Genomic DNA, 22,885 nt, shown 5'->3' on the forward strand with positions numbered 1-22,885 from the left:
TGGGTTCCCCGGCTGATCACTCCGCATCAAACCCGCTTCAGCAGAGCCCTGCCCGCCTCGATCACCGTGCCGGTCGCAATCCCCTCCACTGGCAGAAATCCCTTGGGCGCGAGCATGACAATCGTCGATCCGTGCTCGAACCAGCCCATCTCCTCGCCCTTGGCAAAGCGGACTTCATCGCGCCACACGCGCTGGTGCAGGCTGCGCACCGGCTGCTTGTCATCGACAAAGGGCAAGCGAATGCTCGCCACCAGAATAGCGGCGACGGGCACCAGCATCAGCGAGGCGCCGTCACTGTCCAGCCGCACTTTGATCGGCGCGCGCTCATTGCGGCAATAGAGCCGCTCGACGCGTTTGAGGGCCACCGGATTCACATTCCACGTGTCGCCCGAAATGTAGCGGACTTCCTCTACGGTGAGATCATGCGGCGCGTGGAAGCGGTGGTACATTCCGGCGGTCAGCCGCAGGGTGATGAACTGCCCTTCGGCAAACTCCTCTGCCTGCGCCGCATCGCCGAGCAAATCGGCCAGCGCATAATCCATGCCTTTGATCTGGAACGCCTGCCCGCCGCGCACCTCGCCCAGCGCTCCGACAATCGCATCGCATGGCGAGGCCAGCACTTCGGGAGCAGCATCAAAGCTCCGCGCTCCCGGCACCAGCGCGCGCGTAAAGGCATCGTGCAGGCTCGAAAATTCGGCTTTTGCGCTGTCTGTCAGATTCACGTCACAAAAGAAGCGCCAAAGCGCAATCGAAGGCACCCGCACCAGCGGGTTCCGCAGCTTCGCAAACCACCCCATGAAACGGGTGGAGGCATGGCGCGGAATGCGATTGGTCAGGAGGAAATTGAGATTTTCCTGCGCCAGAAATCGTTGGGTGGCCGAACGCAGGCTCATACGCAGTCCCGATGCAATGAAGTGAGGTTGGAGTGGTGAAACTGGGTTCGATGGCCGTCAAGCTGGGCGCAGGCGCAGCAGCGATCCTGACCGCCGCCAAAGTGCGCCAGCGGATTACCCTGTCGCAGGCGAAGCACCGGTCGCTTTCGGGCCATGTGCGGATGGCGAAGCGGGCGGCAGGCCTGATCCCGGCTTACGCTTTTGGCGAGGAGGAATTCTTCACTGCCGACGGCGCGCCCGAAGATATCGCGCTGGCGCGCAAGGCGGCGATGGATGCTTTGTCCGAGCTGTATCACACGCGCTTTGCAAAAACCGCGACGCTGACCGCCGATGCCAGCGGCAGCATCGCCGATATCGACTTTACCACCACCTACCGCGTGCCATTCCAGTTCAGCCCGCTGGTGAAGCAGTATCTGCCCGCGACGACGTTTTTCGAGCACGCGCAAGGCGTGCAGCTGCGCGATTTGGACGGCAATTCCTATTACGACCTGACCGGCAGCTACGGGGTCAACCTGCTGGGCGTCGACGCCTATCGCCAGATGATGGCCGAGGGCGGCGCGCTGGTCGACAGCTTCGGCCCGACGCTCGCCGGATTGCATCCGCTGACCGCCGAAAATGCCGAACGGCTGAAAGCGCATTCGGGGCTGGACGCGGTCAGTTTCCATATGTCGGGCACCGAAGCGGTGATGCAGGCGGTGCGGCTGGCGCGGTATCACACGGGCAGACCCAAGCTGGTGCGTTTCGCCGGGGCCTATCACGGCTGGTGGGGCGATGTGCAGCCGGGCGTCGGCAATCCGGTTCCCGCCGACCGCACCTATACGCTGGCCGATATGAGCGAGAAAACACTGAAGGTGCTGCGCACCCGCAAGGATATCGCCTGCGTGCTGGTGAACCCGCTGCAATCCATGCACCCGAACAAGAACGCGCCGGGCGATTCCACGCTGGTCAACAAGCGCGGCCATACAGGCGTTGACCGTGCATCCTATTCTGCATGGCTGGGCAAATTGCAGGCGGTGTGCCGCGAGGCGGGCATTGTGCTGATTATGGACGAGGTTTTCACCGGCTTCCGCCTCGCACGCGGCGGGGCCTGCGAATATTTCAGGGTGGAGCCCGATCTGGTGACGTATGGCAAGACCCTGGGCGGCGGCTATCCGGTGGGTGTGCTGTGCGGGCGCGCGGATCTGATGAAACGCTACAATCCTGAAAAGCCCGCCGATATCTGCTTTGCCCGCGGCACCTTCAATTCGCACCCTTATGTGATCGGCGCGATGAATGCCTTCCTGCGCCATATCGAGAGCGACGAAGGCGCCGCGCTGTATGACGGGCTGGATGCCCGCTGGAACGCGCGCGCCGAAAGCCTCAATGCTAAGATCGCCGCCGAGGGTCATCCGGTCGAAATCGGGAACCTCTCGACCATCTTCACGGTGCGATACACCAATGCCTCGCGCTATCATTGGATGCTTCAATTCTACCTCAAGAAGCATGGTCTCGCGCTGAGCTGGGTGGGAACCGGGCGCTTCATCTTCAGCCTTGCTTATACTGACGCCGATTTCGCCGAAGTCGAAAGCCGCTTCCTCACCGCGTGCCGCGATATGCGCGATGGCGGCTGGTGGTGGACGGGTGGCGATGATGCAGCGCATGGCAAGGCGATCCGCAAGCGCCTGACGCGCGAAATGCTCAAGCATACATTCGGCTAAGCACGGAAAAAGAAGCGCGCCGGAACGCTGGCTCCGGCGCGTTTCGGGCATTTGTCTGCGAATCCTAACGAGCCTGCTGGCGACGCTCTTCCATGATGCTCTTGATGAGCTGGCCCGGCGCTTTGCAGTACAGCTTGAAATCGCTGAACGGGTCGGTGAGGATCTTGGTCGCCCACACAAGGCCGGTTTCCACGTCGCGGATGAAGAACAGCTGCACCGTGCGGAACAGCAGACCCGCAACAGCAAGGCCAAGCCACAGCATTCCGGTGTTTTCGAGGAAGCTGACAATCCCGGTATGCGGCGTGAGCAGCCCGAAGAAGGCAGGGTTCAGCACGAGCACGAGCGGGCTGATCGCCCACAGCCCCATCAGCACATATTTGCGCGCGAGGTTGTAACCGACCTTGATCTCTTCCTTATGCTCATGCGTGCAATCATTCACATGGTCATAATCTTTGGGTTCGAAGTAGAAGTGGCCTGCCTGGCGGCTGGTCATCGCCACCGCCCAGCCCAGCAGCGCAGCAATCGCGGGTTCGAACCACACAATCACATAGGCGACGATAAAGGTCGTCGCGCTGATGAAGTGGAGGCTGCGGTTGACCAGATTGTGGTGGTAATAGCGGTGGTCATCCCACCGCTGTTCGCGCAGCGCCTCGCCCAGACGGGCGGTTGTTCCGCGGATAGCGTGAGCCATGGTGATTAGCCTTCCTGCTTCTTGAAACGGACGAGCGAGAAATGCCCCAGCGGGGGGAGGCTGCGCCGCTCGATCAAAGTCACATCGGGATGTTTGTCCGCCCAGTCGGCATAGAAGGCGAACGGAAATTCGGTGCGCCAGCCGAGCTTGCTGGTGATCGGCATCAGCGTCTTCTCGATCGTGGCGCGCAAGCCGCTTTCCGCGCCCACGCGGGTCGCCACGATGATTTCGCCGCCGGGGCGAACGACGCGAAGGAATTCGTCCATCGCCTTTTCGGGATTGGGCACCGCGCTGACGACATATTGAGCGACGACGACATCGAATGCGTTGTCGGCGAAACTCATCGCCTCGGCATCCATCACCAGCAAATCTTCCACATTGGACAGATTACCTTCGCGCACCCGCTTGCGCGCCACATCAAGCATGGAATCGGAGATGTCGGTGCCGACAATCTGCGTCTCGCGCTTGTATTGGGGGAGCGAAATGCCCGTGCCGACGCCGACTTCCAGAATCCGGCGCCCGGCTTCCTCGGCAGCGATCACCGCCTGACGGCGACCGATCGTAAAGACCTTGCCAAACACAAGATCATAGACCGGAGCCCAGCGATCATAGGCGGCGGCAACTCCAGCGGTTTGCATAAATCAATACGTCCGTTTTGAAATAACGAGACACCCGAAATGCAGCCGAAATGTTGCAATGCCGCGACATTTGCAAAATGAGCTGTGGATTAGCTTTCGCCACAAGGCGCGGTTTTGGCAATTCTTGCAAGAAAATCATCGATCTCTTGAAATGTCATCAGACGCGCGGCGTCGCTCTCACGCAGCAATTCATGCCCGCCGGAGGGAATTTCTGACAATCTTGTGGCCATCATGTGTCCAACTATGCGCCGAACAGCGCGGTTGTCCACCACCCGGTCGCGCGCGCCGGTGAGCGCGAGGCAAGGCACGGCGAGCGGGCTGCGGCGCAGATTTTGCTCCACCAGCCGCATCGACCGGGCGGCGGCTGCAAGCCACAACCAAGTCGGCCCGCCACGGGCAATTTCGGGCGTCTGCGCCTTCCACCACAGCTTGTCGGCATGGCGATCGGGGCAGGCGGTGAGATGGCCGGGATTGCTGCGCGGCGCGCCGTCCCAGATCGGCCGATGGGCGAGCGGCGGCAAGCGCCCGATCCCCGCCAGCGCGTTCACACTGCGCGCGCCCAGCCGCCCGGCCCTGATCCCCAGCATGGGAGACAGCAACACAGCTCCCGCCGGAGCAACGCGCCGCTCGGCCAAGGCGCGCAGCAGGATATGCCCGCCCATCGAATGGCCCACCAGAACCCGCGCGCCCGTAGGCGGCGGCAGGCTGACGCAAAATCCGGCCAGATCATCCACCAGCTGCGCGAAATCGGCGACATGGCAATATTTGCCCGGATGGGTGGTGCCCGAACCGCCCTGCCCGCGCCAGTCGAAGCCGCGCACGTGCCAGCCCTGGCTGCTCCAATGCGCGATAGCCTCCAGATACTTCTCAAAGAAATCCCCGCGACCACCGAGAAAAACGATCTCGCCGCGCTCCAAACCTTCCGCCGGCATGGCAAAAGCGCGGTGTGGCCAGCCGTCTGCCGCGAGCCAGCGCGTGATCTGCATGGCCTCAGGATGAAAACGGCGGGGGCTCGGCTGGGTCATGCAGGTCCCGATAGCCGTGCCCCCGCCGTCGGGGAAGGTGCAGTCTGCTCAGGGGAGAGCAGCTTCAGAAGCTGAAGCGTGTGGAGACCTGCACCTTTTGGAGATTGCCCGAGCGCCCGTCCTCCAGCGCGCGTTCGGCATACATATATTCCAGCCCCACATCGAAGCGGTTGAACGGCGACCAGACGATATTGGCCAGCGCGTTCCAGCTCTCGTCGGTCGTCTGGTTGCCGGTCAGCAGCACCGGATTGTCGGCGCGGAAGTAGGACGCTGCGACTGTGGAGCGGATTTGCGGCGTCCAGAAATGGCGGAACGCGGCAAAGCCCGAATAGGTGAAAATCGGATCGAGCTCTCCGCCGAGGTCAAGCGCAGCGTCGTTGACGATATTCACCCCGATATAGCGCCCGATGCCATCGCCCGCGGTCGCCATGAAACGCAGGTCATCGCGTTCGCCGATGTTCAACCGGCCAGCAAGGCTCAGACCGTAACCGATCGCCGAATCCGCGCCAGTGCCGAAATCATCGTCGGCAATGTTCAGGCTGCGGAATATGCCCGCTGCCGAGACCGAACCCCAGTCACCACCGAAGTTGTAGCGGGCCACCAGATCGGGGATGGTGTCATCGCCCGGCAGCGCACGGCCTCCCGTGCGCGTTGTCACGGTCGTTTCGGGCTGTTCGGCAGCAATCTGGAACCCGCCCGACGAATAGCGGATCATGGGCTGGCGATCGAACACCGTGCCGGGCGTGGTGCCAATGAAATCCATCGATTCGGGCAGCGCGCCGACATTCTGGAAGGTCGACCAGGTCTGTCCGAACAACCAGTCGCCATAGCTGATATAGGCCTGGCGGATACGCGGCGTGTAGCTGTTTGAGACCCGCTCGTCGCCGCCCGCGGTCACCATGAAATCGACTTCCACCAGCGTGTTGACTGGCGTTCCGGTGCCCACGTCGCTGGCAGTTTGCAGGATCACCCGCGTTTGCCGCGCGGAGAAATCCGTATCCCATCCCGATGCCTGCCCGCCCACGGGAATAGTGCCGGGAAGCAGGAAATCGCGGGTAATGTCGCCATCGGCATATTGCCCGCCGCTGGTGCGCATCGTCAGCGCATCCAGCTTCACATAGCCGCCGATGGTGAAGCGGGTATTGCCGATAGTGAAGCCATCCGCCTCCTGCGCTTCGACGACGGTGCCGACCTGCGCCGACAGTTCGGCCTGCTCGTTCCGCATCGCTGTGGCCTCGGCCATCACCATTTCGGCGGTAGCGGCGATTTCGGCCTGCTGCTCTTCATTCATGGCATCTTGCGCATCCAGCCGCCCGAGCAGCTGCGCCATCATCCCTTCGATCCGGTCGAGCCGTTGCTCGACGCTCAATTCCTGCGCCGCCGCCGCGGTCGGCACCAGCGCGCTCGACGCCAGCAGCCCCAATGCGACCGTGCGCAATGACAGTTTTGCCAACATTTATCCCTCCCAAGGTGTTTTTTGTGTCCTCAGGAATGGCGCGCGCATCGGCCTTCGCGCAATTAGCCCATCGTCTTACGACCTTTGTCTTGCTGCCCCCGCTTTATAGGAGGAATACAAAGCGGAAAAAGTTTTGGAGGACCTGAACATGAGCGACCGCATAGCCTGCCCTTCTGCCCCGCACGAAACGCATTGCACAGCCGAGCAATATGACGCGCTCTATGCGCGCTCTATCGAGGATTCGGACGGGTTCTGGCTCGATCAGGCAAAGCGGCTCGATTGGGAGAGCTTCCCCACCAAAGCGGGCGAGTGGACGTTCGATCCGCCGCAGATCAGCTGGTATGCCGATGGTTCGCTCAACCTCTGCTACAACGCAGTCGACCGCCACTTGGCCGAGCGCGGCGATGCAACCGCTTTCATCTTCGAGCCCGACGATCCGGCGAGCCCGTCGCGCAGCCTGACCTATGCCCAGCTGCACACCGAAGTGGTGCAGATGGCCAATGCACTGAAAGCCATGGGCGTTACCAAGGGCGACCGCGTTACGCTGTATATGCCGATGATCGTCGAAGGCGCGGTGGCGATGCTCGCTTGCGCGCGGCTTGGCGCCATTCACTCGGTGGTGTTCGGCGGTTTTTCACCCGAAGCCTTGGCGGGCCGGATCGAAGCCTGCGAAAGCCGCTTTGTCGTGACCGCTGATGAAGGGCTGCGCGGCACCAAGCGCGTGCCGTTGAAAGCCAATGTCGATGCCGCGCTAGCCGAACATGACGTCACCGTAGACGGCGTTCTCGTCATCAAACACACTGGCGGCGATATCGGGATGGCTGAAGGCCGCGACCACTGGTTCGACGATGTAAAAAGCGATGCCGATTGCCCGTGCGAGGTGATGGGCGCGGAAGACCCGCTCTTCATCCTTTACACCTCCGGTTCCACCGGCAAGCCGAAGGGCGTGCTGCACACCACGGGCGGATACGGCGTGTGGGTGGCGACGACGTTCCACTACACGTTCGATTACCAGCCGGGCGAAGTCTTCTGGTGTAGCGCTGATATCGGCTGGGTGACCGGGCACAGCTATGTCACTTACGGCCCACTCATCAATGGTGGCACCAGCCTGATCTTCGAAGGGGTGCCCAACTATCCCGATCACGGCCGTTTCTGGGATGTGATCGACAAACACCAAGTGAACATCTTCTACACCGCCCCCACCGCCATCCGCGCGCTGATGCGCGAAGGCGATGACTGGGTGAACAGCCACGATCTTTCCAGCCTGCGGATGCTGGGCACGGTGGGTGAGCCGATCAATCCCGAAGCGTGGCGCTGGTATCACGAAACCGTCGGCAAGGGCCGATTGCCGATTGTCGACACATGGTGGCAGACCGAAACCGGCGGCCAGATGCTCACCACATTCCCCTATGCGCATGATATGAAGCCGGGCAGCGCAGGCTTGCCGTTCTTTGGGGTGCAATTGTTGCTGGTCGATAACGAAGGCAATACGCTGGAGGGCGCGACCGAGGGCAATCTTTGCATCAGCGACAGCTGGCCGGGTCAGGCGCGCACCGTCTATGGCGATCACGACCGCTTCATCGAGGCTTATTTCAGCACCTTCAAGGGCCTGTATTTCACCGGCGACGGCTGCAAGCGCGACGAGGACGGTTATTACCGCATCACGGGCCGCGTGGATGATGTGATCAACGTCTCCGGCCACCGCATGGGCACTGCCGAAGTCGAAAGCGCGCTGGTGCTGCACGATACGGTCGCGGAAGCGGCGGTGGTCGGCTATCCGCACGATATCAAAGGACAGGGCATTTACTGCTACGTCACCCTGATGGAAGGTGCGGAAGCCTCCGACGAACTCTACGCCGAACTGCGCCAGCACGTGCGCAAGGAAATCGGCCCGATCGCCACGCCCGACCATCTGCAATTCACCGATGGCCTGCCCAAAACCCGCTCGGGCAAGATCATGCGGCGCATCCTGCGCAAGATTGCGGAGAACGACTTTGGTTCGCTCGGCGATACCTCCACGCTGGCTGACCCGTCGCTGGTTGACCGGCTGATCGAGGGGCGGCAGAACCGCTAAGCCCATGCCCGCCCGTATCATCATCGCCGACGATCATCCGCTCTTCCGCACGGCACTGGGCCATGCGGTCGCCGCCGCCTGGCCCGATGCGGATACGGTCGAAGCCTCCAGCGCGGCAGCCGCGCGCGCGGCCTTGCAGCACCATGCCGATTGCCTGCTGCTCGATCTGCATATGGAGGATTCGCAAGGCTTGAGCGCGCTGATGGACTTCCGGCAGGATTTCCCCGCCCTGCCCATCGTGATCATTTCGGCCAGTGAAGAGGCGCGCGTTTATGCCGCTGCCGCGCAGCTGGGCGCATCGGCGTTCATCCCCAAATCCGCCAGCCTGCAGCAAATGCGCGAAGCCTTGGTCGCCGTGCGCGATGGTGACCAGTGGTTCCCCGATGCCGAGGTCGAAGCGGACGGAGACTTGGCCAAGATCGCCTCGCTCACTCCGGCGCAGCGCCGCATTCTTGACCGGATGCGCGACGGGCTGCTGAACAAGCAGATCGCCTATGAACTCGACATCAGCGAAGCGACGGTGAAGGCGCATATCACCGCGATTTTCCGCAAGCTGGGGGTCATCAGCCGCACGCAAGCGGCGATGCTGTCTGCCAAGCTGGACGTCGATCAGCCCGCCGCCAACACACCGTCCGCCTGACCGGCCGCAGCCGCATCGCCGGAAGCGCGCTGCGCGATCAGGCTGGCGAGCAAAGACCGCAGGCTGGCAGGAGCCGCAGGCTTGAGCAGCCGGTGCGCACCAATGGCGCGCGCCGCTTCCTCGGTTTCGCTGCCAGCTTCCGCCGTGTGCAGAATGACAGGTGGCCGCTCGCCCCAGTGATCGCACAAGGCTTCGTAGACCAGGTGTCCCCGCGCGCCGTCATCCAACTGGTAGTCCATGATGACGATGTCGGGCGGTTGCGGGGTGGCGAGGCGCGCTGACATTTCGTCCGCCGCATCGATCACTTCGAGCTGCCAGCGTTCGAGCAAGGCCCGCGCGCCCTCGCGCGCTGCTGCATCATTGTCCACCACCAGCACCCGCGCAGCGCCTAGTTCGGTGCTGCGTTGGCTGGGGCGCTTGGCGGTCTGGCCTGCGCCCCATTCGACCGGCTCCAAATGCAGCGAGAAACAGCTGCCCTGCCCTTCGACCGAGCGGGTTTCGACATGGACATCGAGCAGCGCGGTGATGCGCCGGACTATCGCGAGCCCCAGCCCCAAACCTTCGCTATCGGTTGATTTGCCGCGCTGGAACTCGTCGAAAATGCGCTGCACATCGTCTTCCGCAATCCCGCGCCCGGTATCGTAGACGCCCAACCTTATGCCTTGTCCACTCCGCCGAACGCCAATCAGCACGCCGCCCGTCGCAGTATAGCGCACGGCATTGCTGACGAGATTGCGCAGAACGCTTCCCATCAGCGCGCGGTCGGTCTGGATCACGGCCCGCGTCGGCACATGGCGCAGCCGCAGCCCCTTGGCGCGCGCCTGCACTTCGAATTGGCGCACCGTCTCTTCGAGCAGGTCGTTGAGCGCGACCCTCTCCAGCTTGGCCTCGATCCCGCCGCCATCGAGCTTGGAAATATCGAGCAGCGCGCGGATCAGCCGGTCTGCCGAGCTGATCGAACCGTCCAGATCGCGCACCAGCTTGCGCGCTGGATGCGAAGCCTCGAATTCCTCGTCCAGCGCCGAGGCAAATAGCCGCGCGGCATTGAGCGGCTGGATCAGATCATGGCTAGCCGCCGCCAGAAATCGTGTCTTTGAGCGCGTCGCACGTTCGAGCGCGGCATTCGCTTCGCTCAATTGCTTGGTGCGTTCGGCGACCTTTTCTTCCAGCGCCTGCTCGGCACGGCGGTCTGCGGTCACATCGAGATAGGACGTCACATAGCCGCCACCCGGCGCTGGGTTGCCGATGATCCGCATGATCGTGCCATCTGGCTGCTCGCGCTCCATCCGGTGCTGCGTGCCCGCGCGCATATGCTCCAGCCGCCGTTCGACCTGCCGCTCCACCTCGTCTCGCGGCACATCGCTACGCATCAGGTTCCAGCGGATCAGTTGCGCGATCGGCGTGCCCACCGTCACCAGCGCTTCGGGCAAGCCGAACATGGCGGTGTAGCGGCTGTTCCACGCGACGAGGTTCATATCGGCGTCGACCACCGCCACGCCCTGGTCGATATTCTCGATAGCGAGCTGCAAGAGATCGGCGCTGAAGGTGAGGCGCCTGCTCGTTTCATCGAACATCGCCACCACATCGGCCAGCGGCACCGGCTCCCCGCCCGACCACGAACCCACCAGCAGCCGTGAGGAGGAGGATCCGACGACGCCTGCAATCGTTCGCTCGGCCATCGCCATTACTGCCTCGTCCGCCTGGTCGCTGTCGCGGTAATGGCCCGGCATGGCAGCCAGCGCCGCCCGCGCACGCTCTGGCCCTACCACCTGCGCGAGCAGCAGGCGGATATCGGCAATCCGTTTGCGCGTGGCGTAGGCCATAACCTCGGCAGAGGACGCGCGGCCAACGAAAGCAGCAGCCTGCGCCGCATCGAGCAGCGAGGGCACGAAAAGGCCCGATGCCAGCCAGTAAATCAACACATTGGCCCCAAGGCTAAGGATCACGCCCGACACCAGCGTGTCTTCGTGCATCTGCATCGGCGGCGGTACGCCGGTGGCAGCGGGGATGGCGAGCAACACCAGCCACAGGCCGAAACCGGTGGCAAGTCCGCTTAGCATTCCGATGCGGTTGCCGTGGCGGGTGAGCACGCCCAGCACAAGGCCGGGGGCAAATTGCGCCGCAGCGGCAAAGGCAAGCGTGCCGAGCCCTGCCAGACTCTCGCTTTCGCCAAACTGCCGGTAGACGAGGTAAGAGAATAGCAGCAGCGCCGCGATCACCACCCGCCGCACCAGCAGCAGACGGCTGGCGAGCCGCGTCCGGTCACCCTGCCCGCTCAGCGCGCGGCGGAAAATGACCGGCGCGAGCAGATCATTGGTAATCATGGTCGAGAGGGCAACGCTCGCCACCATGATCATGCCGGTAGAAGCAGACAATCCGCCGATAAACATGAGCAGCGCCAGCGCGTCATTCCCCATCGCCAACGGCAGCGCCATAACGATGGAATCGCGCGGTGTATCCGGCGGCAAAATTGCAAGGCCCGCCAGCACAATCGGTACGATCACCAGCGATGTCAGCACCAGATAGGCGGGGAAGATCCATTGCTTGGCCGCGTCCGGCCGATCATCGGGCGCTTCGACAAACGCCATGTGGAACTGGCGCGGCAGGCACAAGGCTGCGCAGGCCGCAAGCAGGGTGAGGATAAGGAAGCGCAGATCAAGCTGGCTTTCGTTGAAAACGCTCGCCACTCTGGGTGCTTCGGTATCGGCGAGCATCACCAGCGCCGCCACCGCCAGCACGATCAGCGCAAACAGCTTCACTACCGCTTCCACCGCGATGGTCAGCACCAGGCCGGAATTTTCCCCCGCTTGGTCCGCCCTGCGCGAACCGAAAAAGATCGCGAACAGGGCCATGGTGGTGGCGACGGCCAGCACGGTTTCGTCCATCGCCAGATTGCGCGACAGCGAACCATCGAGTGCCACCAGCGTTGCGCCCACCGATTGCAATTGCAGCGCCATATAGGGCAGCGAGCCGACAGTGGCGATAATCGTCACCAGCGCGGCGATGGCGGCGCTCTTGCCGTAACGGGCCGAGAGAAAATCGGCGATGGAGGTGGAATGCTGCGCCTTTGCTTGCCGCAGGATCTTCCCGATCAGGCCATAGCCCAGCGTAAACAGCAGGATCGGCCCAAGATAGATCGGCAGATATTGCAGCCCCGCCGTGGCTGCCGTGCCCACGCCGCCAAAGAATGTCCAACTGGTGCAATAGACCGCCAGTGATAGCCCGTAAATCCAGCCTCGATGCCGCGCCGAAACGGGTCGCTCCGCACGGTCAGCCCGCGCGGCGATCCAGAACAGCGCGCCCAGATACAGCGCGCTTGCGACAAGGGCGATTGCAACGAGCATACGCCAGACCTCTCCCCTGCACGATGGCTAGCGCAAAGATCGGGCGCTGGCAAAAAGAGAAAGGGCGACGCCAGCGGCGCCGCCCTCCCTTGCGACCCGTAGATCGTGCGATCAGTGGGCGTGTGCCTCACCCGCGCCGCGCGGCACGCGGATCGAGTCGACCAAACGACGCACTTCGAGCGGTGTTTGCGCTGTCATCTTCGCCACCGCAATCGCGACACCGAAGTTGATGAGCATTCCGATCACGCCGATGCCTTCGGGCGATATGCCCAGCAGCCAGTTGTCCGCCACATTCATTGTCGGGTTCCACAGCTTGAAGTAGAAGATATAGGCAAATGTGAACACCAACCCGCTGACCATTCCGGCAATCGCGCCTTCGCGGTTCATGAACTTCGTGAAGATGCCCATGAAGATCACCGGGAACAGGCTGGCAGCGGCCAAGCCGAAGGCAAAGGCAACCACTTCGGCCACCCATCCGGGCGGATAAATGCCCAGATAGCCTGCCACCACAATCGCTGCCGTCGCCGCCAACCGTGCCGCGAGCAGCTCTCCCTTCTCCGAGATATCCGGCCGGAAAGTGGATTTGAGCAGATCGTGACTGACCGAACTGGAAATCACCAGCAGCAAGCCTGCCGCCGTGGAGAGCGCCGCGGCAAGGCCGCCCGCCGCCACCAGGGCGATCACCCAGCCCGGCAGATTGCCGATTTCGGGATTGGCCAGCACCATGATGTCGCGGTCAACATAGACCTCGTTCTCGCTATCCGCGACCGGCGCATTGCTGACCAGCCTTTCGCCCGAAGGCCCGGTGCCCTCGACAAATGTCGGAGTGCCCTCGAACGCATTGCCCGCACGATACTGCATCACGCCGTCGCCATTCTTGTCGTGCCAGGCGATCAGATCGTTGCTTTCCCAATTGGTGAACCATTCGGGAGCCTCGGCATAGGCAGTCTCGTTCACCGTCTCGACAAAGTTGAGCCGGGCAAACGCGCCCACCGCCGGAGCCGTGGTGTAGAGCAGAGCAATGAAGAGCAGCGCCCAGCCCGCCGATTTGCGCGCATCCGATGCTTTGGGCACGGTGAAGAAGCGGACGATAACGTGGGGCAAGCCCGCCGTGCCGACCATCAGCGCCATTGTGATGCAGAACACGTCGATCGTCGATTTTGTGCCTGCGGTATAGGCAGTGAAGCCGAGATCAGTCAGCACCATATCCATCTTTTGCAATACGTAGAGGCCAGACCCGTCGTTCACCTCAGACCCCAGCCCCAATTGCGGGATCGGGTTGCCGGTAAGCATGAAGCTGAGGAAGAAGGCAGGCACCAGATAGGCCATGATCAACACACAATACTGCGCAACCTGGGTGTAGGTGATGCCCTTCATACCGCCCAGCACCGAGTAGATAAACACGATGCCCATGCCCATGATCACGCCCATGGTGATGTCGACATCGAGGAAGCGCGAAAACACGATCCCGACCCCGCGCATCTGTCCGGCAATGTAGGTGAAGCTGATGAAAATCAGACAGATCACCGCCACCACGCGCGCCGTCTTGGAATAATAGCGAGTGCCGATAAAGTCGGGAACAGTGAACTGGCCGAACTTACGCAAATATGGTGCCAGAAGGAGCGCCAGCAGAACGTATCCGCCCGTCCAGCCCATCAGATATACCGACGCGTCATAGCCGAGGAAGGCGATCAGACCCGCCATCGAAAGGAAGCTGGCCGCAGACATCCAGTCTGCCGCCGTGGCCATGCCGTTGACCATCGGGCTGACCCCGCCACCAGCAACGTAGAATTCCTTGGTGGAACCGGCCCGTGACCAGATGGCGATGCCGATATACAGCGCGAAGCTGAGCCCGACGAAGATGTAAATGAGAACCTGTGTCGACATGATCCCCTCCCTCAATCGTCGAGGTCGTATTTGCGTTCGAGCGAACGCATTTTGACGACGTAGATGACGATCAGCAGCATGAAGGCGTAGATCGAGCCCTGCTGCGCGAACCAGAATCCCAGCGGGTATCCGCCGAGCATGAATTGATCCAGCCACTCGCGCAGCAGGATGCCTGCTGCGAAAGACACCGCAAACCACACCACCATCAGGGTGACGAGCAAGCGGACGTTTTCCCGCCAGTAAGCGGTTTCATTGGCATTTGTGGTGTCGCCCGGATCAGGCGGTGTTTCCTCGACCATCGGTCCCCTCCTTTTTCTTTTTTCCGCAGCCAGGTTTGGCAGCTTGCCCTGAAGGCTATATTGGAGAGGGGCACCCGGCGAGCGCGACTTTAGTATGAATGCGGCCGGCAGGAGCCGATGCGGTGAAGCGACTTTCGATCAAGCCTGGGCTGAAAGACATGGCGCTTTCCCTGCGCGCGCTGCCGCTGCTTGTCCGCGCGAGCTATGTGCTGCGCCGCGCGCCGCCATCACGGGCGATGCAATGGCTGGGGGTTGCGCAGGACTCGCCCGCGCCTGTTTCACGCGTTTGCCACGCCGGGGAACTCGCGCTTGCCCGCAGGATCGGCCGCGCCGTCCAGCGCGCCGCGCGTGGGCTCCCGTGGAAATGCGATTGTATGCCGCAAGCCATGGTCACCTGCCGCCTTCTGCAACAGGTGCGTATCGACCATGTGGCAACAATCGGCGGGCGCTTGGCGGGAGAAGGCGACACCGTTGCGCCCGGCACCTTCTACGCTCATGCGTGGGTCAGCGTAGGGGGCGAAGTCGTGGTCGGCCAAGCGACCAGCGCCCTGCACACGCCGCTGGCCTATTTCGTGGCGGAAAGCGGCTCTGCCGCTAGATCGCCGAACTGAAGCGGTGCGCGGTTTGCGCGCGGTAGCTGTCGAAGATCGACGCCATCACGCGGGCATAGGGCAAGCCTTCGGGCGTGATACGCAGGCGCAACCCGTCAAGCACCGCAAGACCGCGCTCGACAAACGGCGCGAAGGCAGCTCCATGCCGCGCTTTAAGGCAGGGAGAAAGTTCCGTCTCGGCGCGGCACAGCAGATCATTGATCACACCGCCGCGCAGCTGGTCATCCGCATTGCGCCTGATCCCGACCGAGGAGGTCAGCAGACCTTGCGATGCCATCATGCGGTAGCGGCCATTGTTCTTTTCGTTCTGCGCGATGAGATGCGGAAAGCCGCTGATCGCGGTTGCGCCCAGACCGATCAAGACAGGTGAGCTATCGTCGGTAAAGCCCTGAAAATTGCGGTGTAATTTCCCCGACCGCATCGCCCGCGCCAGCGGATCGCCGGGCAGCGCAAAGTGGTCAAATCCCACCGCGTCATAGCCGCTTGCGGTGAGAAAATCATACGCCTGCGCCGCCATCGCAAAGCGCGCATCGCGGCCGGGCAATTCGCTCGCATCGATCATGTTCTGGCGCGGCACCATGTGCGGGACATGGGCATAGCCGAACACCGCGATCCGGTCTGCGCCGAGCACCCTGGCATGATCCAGACTGTCAGCGAGATCATCGGCACTCTGGAAAGGCAAGCCATACATCAGATCGAAATTCAGCGACGTGACACCGGCTTCCCGCAACCAGTCCATGCTCTGGCCAATCAGCGCATCGTCCTGCTCGCGGCCGATGGCCTTCTGGCAATGCTTGGCAAAAGTCTGCACGCCCATGCTGGCGCGGGTAATCCCCGCCTCCCCGATGGCTCGGCCCCATTCGGCGGTCATCGAACGCGGATCTGTTTCGATCGACCATTCGGCCTCGCTCAAGCGGAACCCGCGATGCAAGGCCTCAACCAGCGCGGTGAATTCTTCGGGCGCAATCGCATTGGGGCTGCCCCCGCCAAAGGCGATGCGGTTGATCCGCGCGCTATCGGGCAATAGCCGTGCGACGGTGGCGATTTCCGTATGCAGGGCCGCCAGATAACTCGCCACCCGCTGTTTGCGCCCCGCCGCACCCGTATTGCAGCCGCAATAGTAGCAAATCTTGTCGCAAAACGGGATGTGCAGATAAAGCGAGACATCGCCATCCGCCCCTTCAATCGCCGCAGGCAGGGCATTGGCAGGAAGCGCGCCGAAATCGGCAGCGGTGGGATAGCTCGTATAGCGCGGCACGGGCACGTCGAGCAGTTCGGGATGGTATGGCCACATGGCACCTCTATGGGCGCGGATGCGGGCCCTTTCCTTGATCTCGATCAACCCGCTCGCGATTACCGGCGGCGTGGCAGGCGGTGAGCTTGCAGTCGCGCGCCGGTTCCTCGTCTCGCTTGCCCAGCGGGATCGTCACTTCGCCACCGAGGCACAGGCTGACTGTCAGCACGCTCTCCTCCTCTGGCAGCGGGCCGGTGGCGAGCGGTAGTAGCGCGGCAAGGGCGAGGAGCTTCATCGCTCTTCCCGCTCGTCATCGTCAATCAGGATGCGCGCTGCGGCGCCGTCCATATCCTCGTATTGCCCGCTACGCATGGCCCAGAAGAAGGCGCCCAGACCCGCAAGGCCCATGAACAGCGCAATGGGAATAAGGAAGGCAAGTCCGGTCATTTCGCGCTCCCCGCCAGCCGCAGCGAATTGGCGACCACGATCAGGCTGCTCATCGACATAGCAATCGCCGCGATCAGCGGAGTGACGTAGCCGAACAGCGCCAGCGGAACGGCCAGCGCGTTATAGCCGATGGCGAGCACAAAGTTCTGGCGGACAATCGCCATCGTCTGGCGCGCCACTTTCACCGCGAGCGCGACGGGCATAAGCTGTGCCCCGATAAACACCGCGTCGGCGGCCTGCTGGCTCGCATCGCTGGCGGTGCCGGGAGCGATGCTGGCGTGCGCGGCGGCGAGCGCGGGGCCGTCATTCAGCCCGTCCCCCACCATAAGCGGCCTGTGACCTGCGGCGCGCAAGGCTTCCAATGTGGAGAGCTTGTCCTGCGGGCTGGCCGCCGCCGTCGCCGCGATCCCGAGTATCCCGGCCACCGCGCTGACAGGGGCTTGGCGGTCGCCCGAAATGATGCTCGCTTCGATGCCGCTGGCGCGCAGCACGCCTAGGGCCTCCGCCGCATCCCCGCGCAGCGGATCGTGGAAGGTGAGCAGGTGCACTTCTTCGCCGATCATCAGCTGCGTGGCGAGTTGTGCATTGTCATGTTCGGGCCGGGTGAGCGCCACGGCTTGCCCGTTCCACATCCCGGCAATGCCCTGCCCGCTCGCTTCGCTGAGGCTTTCGATGGGCGCTGCCTTCACTCCCTCGGCGCGCAATGCAGCAGCAAGTCCCTGGCTGAGCGGGTGGCGGCTCGCTTGGGCAAGCCCCAGCGCAACCCGCTTCGCTTCCGCGTCCAATCCGCCAAGATCGGGCCTCGGTTCACCCAGCGTCAACGTGCCCGTCTTGTCGAACAGCGCGATGTCGACTTCGGCCAACCGTTCAAGCGCGCTGCCGTCTTTCACCAACAGCCCACGTTTGAGCAAAGCGCCCGCAGCAACCACTTGCGCGGTCGGCACGGCGAGGCCCATCGCGCAGGGGCAAGTGATTATCAGTACGGCAATCGCGATCACCAGCGACTGGTGCCAGCCCGCGCCCGCGATCATCCAGCCGACAAAGGCCAGCGCCGCCAGCGTGTGCACCACCGGCGCGTAAATGCGCGACGCGCGGTCGGCGATGCGGACATAGTGGCTGCGGGACTGGCCCGCCTCGTCCATCAACCGCGCGATTTCGGCAATTGCGGTGTCTTCTGCCGTGCGGGTCAGGCGGATACGCAAGGCCGCGCCGAGATTGATCGCACCGGCGTGGACAAGACTGCCTACGCCAGCGGCTTCGGGTGCGCTCTCACCGGTGAGCATCGCATTGTCGATCTGGCTGGTGCCTTCAACGACTTCGCCATCGGCGGCGAGTGCTTCTCCGGCGGCGACCAGTACCAACATTCCCGGCTCCAGCGCATCGGCAGCGACCCGACGCGTCGTGCCGTCGGGGCCGATCACGCTGGCGCTTTTGCCCATACGCCCGAGCAGCGCGCCGATCCCGGCCCGCGTGCGCGTGCGCATCGCAGCATCCAGCGCGCGTCCCGCCAGAAGGAAGAACAGCAGCATCACCGCGCTTTCGAAATAGGCGTGCCCGCCGCCTTCGATAGTCTCGTAAAGGCTGAGCGCGGTGGCGAGAATGACGCCAATCGAAATCGGCACATCCATATTGGTGCGGCGGTGTTTCAGCGCCATCCAGGCGGAGGCGAAGAAGGGCCTGCCCGCATAGGCGATCACCGGAATGCCGATCATAGCGGAGAGCCAGTGAAACAGTTCGCGCGTCGCCCCTTCCGCGCCCGACCAGACGCTAACCGACAGCAGCATGATGTTCATCATGCCGAAGCCCGAAACGCCCAGCGCACGCATCAGAAGTTTGCGATCCGCACTATCCTCGGCGAGCGGGTTGTCCGCCACCGGCTGCGCTTCGAAGCCGATGGCATGCAGCGCCTGCGTCAGGTCGGTCTCGTCGAGGCTTTCCGAATGCGTGATCGCGACGCGCTTGGCGGAGAAATTCACCCGCGCGCTGGCGATCCCCGCCACTTTCGGCAGTTCCCGCTCGATCTTGCCGATGCACCCCGCGCAGCGCATGCCCGGCACGGTGAATCGCGTGGTAATATCGCTTTCGGCTTCGGGGATGGCGCGTTGTGCGTTCACCTGAGCGCGCTTTCCTCGGCCCAGACCTGCTCGCCGGAGGTAATCCGCAGGCGGACTGTCCAGCGCCCCGCCTCAACTGGCGCGGTGGAGCGGTAGGTGTCAGGGCCGGTCGACTGGAACGCCAGTTCCAGCCGGTCATCCACGCCGATCGGGCGGCGCAGCTCGGCGGAGACCACTGCGCCCTGCGGAGCGTCACTGGTGCGGATGGTGACAAAACCGTCTTCGCTGCGCTCCGCCGTCGCTTCCCAGCCCAAAGCGCGCGAGGCTTCCGCCTCCTCCATCCAGTCGTTGAAGTTCTGGCTGGCGACGTAGGAATTCTCCACCACCACACCGTGAAAGCCGCTGGTGGCAAGGCTGGCCATGGTGAAATTCACCGCCACGACAATGCCGAACCCGACAATCAGGATCGCAGCCATCTTGCGCCCGGTGAAGGGTTTGCTGCTGGCTTGTGTCGTCATCATTCGCCTCCTGGCATGGTGAAACCGGTTTCAACGCTGTCCTGCTCGCCCTGCTCGTCAAGCGTGGTCACAGCAAAGGTAAAATCCGCCGCGTCAGAGCCTGTGGGCACCATAACATAGGCGCGCACTATGGCGGTTTCGTCGGCCGGAACGGTCACGGTCAGCCGGTCTGCCGCTTCCTCCAGCGCGATGCGATCGGTCCACATCACCGCGCCTTGCGGCAAGCCTGCCAGCGTGATTTCCATATCGCGCGGGCGGCCTTCCATATTGCGCAGGCGCAGGGTGAAGGAATTGCGCACCGAACCATCGCTCATCAGCATGAAAGGCGGGTTGCGGTCGGGCGAGACGGTCACGTCGAGATGGCTCCGGGTGCCGAGCGCAAACAGCATGGCGAGGCCAATCCCTCCCCAGATGGCGAAATAGATGAAAGTGCGCGGGCGCAGCAACGCCTTCCATGCGGGCGTCGCTGGAGCGCCTTTCGCCTCCGCTTCGCACTGTTCCAGCGTGGCATAATCGATTAAACCACGCGGACGTCCGATATCCTTCATCACCCGGTCGCAGGCATCAATGCACAACCCGCAAGTGATGCAACCGATCTGCTGGCCTTCGCGGATATCAACGCCGGTCGGGCACACGGCGACGCATTGCAGGCAGTCGATACAATCGCCGTATTTCTCCGGTGCCTTTTCCGCTTTCTTGAGGCTGCCGCGCTGCTCGCCGCGCCAGTCCTTATAGGTGACGATCAGCGACTTTTCATCGAGCATCGCGGTCTGGATGCGTGGCCAGGGACACATATAGATGCACACCTGTTCGCGCATGAAGCCGCCGAGCCAGAAGGTGGTGAACGTCAGGATGCCCACCGTCGCATAGGCCACGGTTGCCGCCTGCCCGCTGAAGAAATCGGCAAACAGCGTGGGCGCGTCGGCGAAGTAGAGAATCCATGCCCCGCCTGTCACCAGGCTGATGAGCAGGTAGATCGCATATTTGAACCCGCGCCGGGCAATCTTGCTGGCGGTCCAGGGTGCAGCGTCAAGCCGCATCCGCGCATTGCGGTCGCCATCGATAAAGCGGTCGACGTGCTGGAACACGTCGGTCCACACGGTTTGCGGGCAGGAATAGCCGCACCATGCACGGCCCACCGCGCTCGTCACCAGAAACAGGCCGATGCCCGCCATGATGAGCATTCCGGCGACGAAATAGAACTCGTGCGGCCAGATCTCGATATCGAACATATAAAAACGGCGATTGGCCAAATCGATCAGCACCGCCTGATCGGGCGCGTAAGGGCCGCGATCCCAGCGGATCCACGGGGTGATATAATAAATGCCTAGGGTGACGAGCATCACCAGCCATTTGAAACGCCGGAACGGGCCGTCGATCCGCTTGTTGTGCACCGCCTTGCGCTTGGCGTAGAGCTGCGGCGGCGGCTGACTAGGGGCCCTCCTGTCCGTTTGGGGCCGGTCAGCCGCCGGAGCCTTCTTGGCGAAAGTTTCAGGCATCGCCCCCGCTCTCCGCCGGTGCCGCTGCATCGGTTTCCTCGACAACGGCCTCGACCGCTTCGGCCTCGCCGCCGCCACGCGAGTGGATATAGGCGGCGAGCATCCGGATCGTCACCGCATCCAGCTTGTCGCTCCAGCCCGGCATCACGCCGTGGCGGGGTGCGGCAATCTGGCTGCGGATGTTCGCCGCCGAATTGCCATAGAGCCAGATCGCGTCATTGAGCACGGGCGCACCCAAGGCGCGATTGCCCGAACCGTCCGAGCCGTGACACACCGCACAGTTGGTCTCGAACAGAGCCGCACCAGCCGCATTGCCATTTCCCTGCCCGCTCAGCGAGAGGACGTGCGCCACCACCTGATCGATCTGCGCCGGTTGCAGCACTTCGCCAAAAGCGGGCATCATCGACTGGCGGGTCTGCGTCGAGCCTTCCCAACGAATGCCGTGGGTCAGGGTAAATTCGATCTCGCTCAGGCTGCCGCCCCAAAGCCAATCGTCATCGTTGAGATTGGGGTAGCCATATTGCTCGTACCCCGCAGCGCCCGCGCCGTGGCATTGCACGCAATGCTGGCGGAAGGCCGCCGCCCCGCCTGCAATCGCCTGCGCCATCAGTTCGGGATTGGCCGGAAGGTCGGTCACCTCGGTCGCGCCGATCTGCGCATAGATATCCGCACGCGCCGCTTCGGCAGCGGTCATCTCGGCCGCCAGATCGCTGCGGCTCGTCCAGCCGAGCGTGCCCGCCGTCGCCCGCTCCACCATCGGCCAAGCCGGATAGAGCACGACATAGACCGCCGCCCAAGCGATGCAGGCGTAGAAGGTCCACAGCCACCAGCGCGGCAGCGGCGTATTGAGTTCCTGGATCCCGTCCCACTCGTGCCCGACAAATTCGGTGCCGGTGGGTGCGTCGATACGGGTGTTGTCGTTACTGGACGGAGCCATGGTCGTCTCCCTGGAAAATCGAGTGCTTGGCGCGTTCTACGCCGTCACGAGAGCGCGGCAGGAAATGCCAGCCGCACAGCAAGAGATAGAGGGCGAATGTCACCACCAGCCCGTAACTGTCGGCGAAGTGGCGCAGCGTTTCGTAAAAGCTCATCGCCCGCGCTCCTCTGCCAGATCGGCCTGCGCCGCGGCGCTTTCGACATCGACCAGCGTGCCAAGCATTTGCAGATAGGCGACCAGCGCGTCCATTTCGGTCACCGCGTCGGGGTTCCCGTCATAGTCACGCACCTGCGCGTTGGGATAGCGGTCTGCCAGATCGCCCCCGTCGCCAAACGGATTGGCCTGCGCGAACATATCGGTTTCCGCCTGCGCGATGTCGGTATCGGTATACGGAACCCCCACCCGCCGCAGCGCGGTGAGATTGGCGGCGATATCGGCAACCTCCAGCGGCGTTTCTGCCAGGAAGCTGTAGGACGGCATGATGCTTTGCGGCACCACCGATTGCGGATTGATCAGGTGTTGGACGTGCCATTCATCCGAATAGCGGCCGCCAACGCGCGCCAGATCCGGCCCCGTGCGCTTCGATCCCCACTGGAAGGGGTGATCGAACATACTTTCCGCTGCCAGGCTGTAGTGGCCATAGCGCTCCACCTCGTCGCGGAACGGACGGATCATCTGGCTGTGGCAGGTGTAGCACCCTTCACGGATATAGATGTCGCGGCCGGCCTGCTCCAGCGGCGTGTAGGGCCGCATCCCTTCCACTTCCTCGATGGTGTTATCGAGGTAGAAAAGCGGAGTGATCTGCACCAGCCCGCCAATGGCGACGGTGACGAAGGTGGCGATGGCCAGAAGCGTGATGTTCTTTTCCAGCTTCTTGTGGCCTTCGAACACGCCCTGCGAGGGAGCGCCCGGTGTGGTGTTTTCGCTGCTCATCGGTCAGC

Annotated in this window: 21 protein-coding genes; 4 read left to right on the forward strand and 17 right to left on the reverse strand. The window is 63.0% G+C overall.

The annotated features are described in order from the left end of the window. Positions 1 to 26: 26 nt before the first annotated feature. A complete protein-coding gene (gene asd / locus GC121_RS14870; protein WP_151975460.1) occupies positions 27 to 893 on the reverse strand; it encodes an archaetidylserine decarboxylase in 867 nt (288 codons plus the stop codon). A gap of 35 nt (positions 894 to 928) precedes the next feature. Here asd and GC121_RS14875 point away from each other — a divergent pair, with 35 nt between their 5' ends. Continuing rightward, positions 929 to 2,590, forward strand: coding sequence for an aminotransferase class III-fold pyridoxal phosphate-dependent enzyme (locus GC121_RS14875; protein WP_234421288.1), 1,662 nt, complete (start codon positions 929 to 931; stop codon positions 2,588 to 2,590). Positions 2,591 to 2,654: 64 nt separating this feature from the next. On the opposite strand, the gene GC121_RS14880 is transcribed toward GC121_RS14875, so the two are convergent. The 4 genes from GC121_RS14880 to GC121_RS14895 all read right to left on the reverse strand — a co-directional run bounded on the left by GC121_RS14880 (position 2,655) and on the right by GC121_RS14895 (position 6,400). Beyond that, complete coding sequence (locus GC121_RS14880; RefSeq protein WP_151975461.1) at positions 2,655 to 3,281, reverse strand: hypothetical protein; 627 nt, start codon at positions 3,279 to 3,281, stop codon at positions 2,655 to 2,657. A 5-nt stretch (positions 3,282 to 3,286) separates the two neighbouring features. After that, complete coding sequence (locus tag GC121_RS14885) at positions 3,287 to 3,919, reverse strand: class I SAM-dependent methyltransferase (protein WP_151975462.1); 633 nt, start codon at positions 3,917 to 3,919, stop codon at positions 3,287 to 3,289. An 89-nt stretch (positions 3,920 to 4,008) separates the two neighbouring features. After that, positions 4,009 to 4,944 carry an alpha/beta fold hydrolase gene (locus GC121_RS14890; RefSeq protein WP_151975463.1) on the reverse strand — a complete coding sequence of 312 codons (936 nt, stop codon included), beginning with the start codon at positions 4,942 to 4,944 and terminating at the stop codon, positions 4,009 to 4,011. A 64-nt stretch (positions 4,945 to 5,008) separates the two neighbouring features. Beyond that, entirely contained in the window at positions 5,009 to 6,400 is a 1,392-nt protein-coding gene (locus tag GC121_RS14895; protein WP_151975464.1) for a DcaP family trimeric outer membrane transporter, read from the reverse strand. 148 nt (positions 6,401 to 6,548) lie between these two features. Between GC121_RS14895 and acs the strand changes: the two genes are divergently transcribed. Both acs and GC121_RS14905 read left to right on the forward strand, forming a co-directional pair. Further along, the gene (gene acs / locus GC121_RS14900; protein WP_151975465.1) at positions 6,549 to 8,474 is read left to right on the forward strand and encodes an acetate--CoA ligase; all 1,926 of its coding nucleotides are present in this window, start codon (positions 6,549 to 6,551) and stop codon (positions 8,472 to 8,474) included. Positions 8,475 to 8,478: 4 nt separating this feature from the next. Then, entirely contained in the window at positions 8,479 to 9,114 is a 636-nt protein-coding gene (locus GC121_RS14905; RefSeq protein ID WP_151975466.1) for a response regulator transcription factor, read from the forward strand. Here GC121_RS14905 and GC121_RS14910 read toward each other — a convergent pair. The 3 genes from GC121_RS14910 to GC121_RS14920 form a co-directional block, all read right to left on the reverse strand. Further along, positions 9,084 to 12,458 (reverse strand): PAS-domain containing protein, encoded by a 3,375-nt coding sequence (locus GC121_RS14910; RefSeq protein WP_151975467.1) that lies wholly within the window; start codon positions 12,456 to 12,458, stop codon positions 9,084 to 9,086. The genes GC121_RS14905 and GC121_RS14910 overlap by 31 nt on opposite strands. Positions 12,459 to 12,569: 111 nt before the next feature. Further along, a complete protein-coding gene (locus GC121_RS14915; RefSeq protein ID WP_151975468.1) occupies positions 12,570 to 14,345 on the reverse strand; it encodes a sodium:solute symporter family protein in 1,776 nt (591 codons plus the stop codon). A gap of 11 nt (positions 14,346 to 14,356) precedes the next feature. After that, the gene (locus GC121_RS14920; protein WP_151975469.1) at positions 14,357 to 14,644 is read right to left on the reverse strand and encodes a DUF4212 domain-containing protein; all 288 of its coding nucleotides are present in this window, start codon (positions 14,642 to 14,644) and stop codon (positions 14,357 to 14,359) included. A 98-nt stretch (positions 14,645 to 14,742) separates the two neighbouring features. Here GC121_RS14920 and GC121_RS14925 point away from each other — a divergent pair, with 98 nt between their 5' ends. Next, positions 14,743 to 15,255, forward strand: coding sequence for a lasso peptide biosynthesis B2 protein (locus tag GC121_RS14925; protein WP_151975470.1), 513 nt, complete (start codon positions 14,743 to 14,745; stop codon positions 15,253 to 15,255). Here the strand turns inward: GC121_RS14925 and hemN are convergent. From hemN to ccoO, 9 genes are read right to left on the reverse strand one after another with little or no spacing between them, the layout of a single operon-like run. Continuing rightward, positions 15,239 to 16,549, reverse strand: a complete 1,311-nt coding sequence (gene hemN, locus GC121_RS14930) for an oxygen-independent coproporphyrinogen III oxidase (RefSeq protein ID WP_151975471.1) — start codon at positions 16,547 to 16,549, stop codon at positions 15,239 to 15,241. The genes GC121_RS14925 and hemN overlap by 17 nt on opposite strands. A 7-nt stretch (positions 16,550 to 16,556) precedes the next feature. Then, positions 16,557 to 16,784, reverse strand: coding sequence for a hypothetical protein (locus tag GC121_RS14935; protein ID WP_151975472.1), 228 nt, complete (start codon positions 16,782 to 16,784; stop codon positions 16,557 to 16,559). Further along, on the reverse strand, positions 16,781 to 16,936 hold the full coding sequence (gene ccoS / locus GC121_RS14940; protein ID WP_151975473.1) for a cbb3-type cytochrome oxidase assembly protein CcoS: 156 nt from the start codon (positions 16,934 to 16,936) through the stop codon (positions 16,781 to 16,783). Before ccoS ends, GC121_RS14935 begins: the two co-directional genes overlap by 4 nt. Beyond that, a complete protein-coding gene (locus GC121_RS14945; RefSeq protein WP_255478896.1) occupies positions 16,933 to 19,050 on the reverse strand; it encodes a heavy metal translocating P-type ATPase in 2,118 nt (705 codons plus the stop codon). Before GC121_RS14945 ends, ccoS begins: the two co-directional genes overlap by 4 nt. Further along, positions 19,047 to 19,511 carry a FixH family protein gene (locus GC121_RS14950; RefSeq protein WP_234421289.1) on the reverse strand — a complete coding sequence of 155 codons (465 nt, stop codon included), beginning with the start codon at positions 19,509 to 19,511 and terminating at the stop codon, positions 19,047 to 19,049. The genes GC121_RS14945 and GC121_RS14950 overlap by 4 nt, the downstream gene beginning before the upstream one ends. Continuing rightward, positions 19,508 to 21,007 carry a cytochrome c oxidase accessory protein CcoG gene (ccoG, locus tag GC121_RS14955; protein ID WP_151975474.1) on the reverse strand — a complete coding sequence of 500 codons (1,500 nt, stop codon included), beginning with the start codon at positions 21,005 to 21,007 and terminating at the stop codon, positions 19,508 to 19,510. Before ccoG ends, GC121_RS14950 begins: the two co-directional genes overlap by 4 nt. Next, on the reverse strand, positions 21,000 to 21,944 hold the full coding sequence (ccoP, locus tag GC121_RS14960; protein ID WP_151975475.1) for a cytochrome-c oxidase, cbb3-type subunit III: 945 nt from the start codon (positions 21,942 to 21,944) through the stop codon (positions 21,000 to 21,002). The genes ccoG and ccoP overlap by 8 nt, the downstream gene beginning before the upstream one ends. Beyond that, positions 21,928 to 22,098: a cbb3-type cytochrome c oxidase subunit 3 gene (locus tag GC121_RS14965; RefSeq protein WP_151975476.1), complete on the reverse strand. Its 171-nt coding sequence runs from the start codon at positions 22,096 to 22,098 to the stop codon at positions 21,928 to 21,930. The genes ccoP and GC121_RS14965 overlap by 17 nt, the downstream gene beginning before the upstream one ends. Then, positions 22,095 to 22,877 (reverse strand): cytochrome-c oxidase, cbb3-type subunit II, encoded by a 783-nt coding sequence (gene ccoO / locus GC121_RS14970; protein WP_151975477.1) that lies wholly within the window; start codon positions 22,875 to 22,877, stop codon positions 22,095 to 22,097. Before ccoO ends, GC121_RS14965 begins: the two co-directional genes overlap by 4 nt. Positions 22,878 to 22,885 lie beyond the last annotated feature (8 nt).

It is taken from the genome of Erythrobacter sp. EC-HK427 (assembly GCF_902498745.1).
GTDB lineage: Bacteria > Pseudomonadota > Alphaproteobacteria > Sphingomonadales > Sphingomonadaceae > Alteraurantiacibacter.